The 1,152-nt window shown below is 44.4% G+C and carries 2 protein-coding genes; both read left to right on the forward strand.

Annotated elements, in window-relative coordinates; translation table 11 throughout:
• A partial coding sequence (locus ACFQ3W_RS25945; protein WP_379322141.1) for a helix-turn-helix domain-containing protein occupies positions 1–311 on the forward strand: 311 nt, incomplete at its 5' end.
• 20 nt (positions 312–331) lie between these two features.
• The coding region (locus ACFQ3W_RS25950; RefSeq protein ID WP_379322142.1) for an IS3 family transposase at positions 332–1,152 on the forward strand (821 nt) is incomplete at its 3' end.

Genomic DNA, 1,152 nt, shown 5'->3' on the forward strand with positions numbered 1-1,152 from the left:
TGAGAATACAGGTCGTCGAGGAAGCACTAGACCGGGGGAATGTAGCATTAACTGCACGAAAACATGGAATCTCCCCGTATTCATTGTATAAATGGGTTAAACAATATCGAGATGAGGTGGAGGTTACCATGGGCAAAAAGAAAGACTTGAATAATCTTAGTCATCCACAGACTTCTCAAGAATGGGAACAGAAATATGAGCAGGCTGCTAAATTATTGGGTGAGAAGGAACTGGAGATTGCGATCCTGCGGGAACTTGTAAAAAAAAAGCATCCACACATCCAATTCAAGTGGCCCGAAAATGGATCCTGAAAGGCTACAAGGTTCGTCCAGTGCTTAAGATCTGTGGGGTCCCCCATTCTACGTATTATTATTCTCTCAAGCATACGAACCCAAAACAAGCGCCTTCTGGTGGACGTCCCGTGCCCGGATACTCCTATTCCTTTGAAGGTAAGAAAGTGACAGATGCACGAATCAAGCGTCTGATTATGAAGCTGCTGGAAGGCGAGGAATACGCCTATGGATACCGAAAGCTCACCATCGCCTTACGCCGGCAGCATAACCTTAAGATTAATAAGAAGAAGGTGTACAGGCTTTGTAAAGAGCTTGGTATCCTAGGTAAGCCGGTAAAACCCAAACAGTCTTATCCACGCCGTTTAGCCAACAATATGGAGGTAACCGGACCCAACCAATTGTGGCAGATGGACATTAAATACGGTTATATCGCTGGCTTGGAGCGCTACTTTTATACAGCAAGCATTATTGATGTATACGACCGCAATGTGGTTGGACAATACCGTGGCAAGGAATCTAAGACTAAGGACTTGCTTGCTACATTACACAAAGCCCTCTTAAAAAGAGGTGTGTACACGCAAGGAACACCGCTCGTCGTTCGTACTGATAATGGTCCGCAATTCAAGAGCCACAAGTTCAGAAAGTTCTTTGAGAACAACGAAAAGCTACTGATCCATGAAAGAACACCCAATCGAACTCCCAACAAGAATGCGTACATTGAGTCGTTTCACAGTATCTTGGAACGAGAGTGTTTCGGGCGCCATATCTTTATGAGTTTTGAAGAAGCATTCGATGTACTTGACCGATTCATGGACTTCTACAATAACCGCCGAATTCACATGAGTTTATATGGCTACTC

It is taken from the genome of Paenibacillus puldeungensis (assembly GCF_042678945.1).
GTDB classification, from domain to species: Bacteria; Bacillota; Bacilli; order Paenibacillales; family Paenibacillaceae; genus Fontibacillus; species Fontibacillus puldeungensis.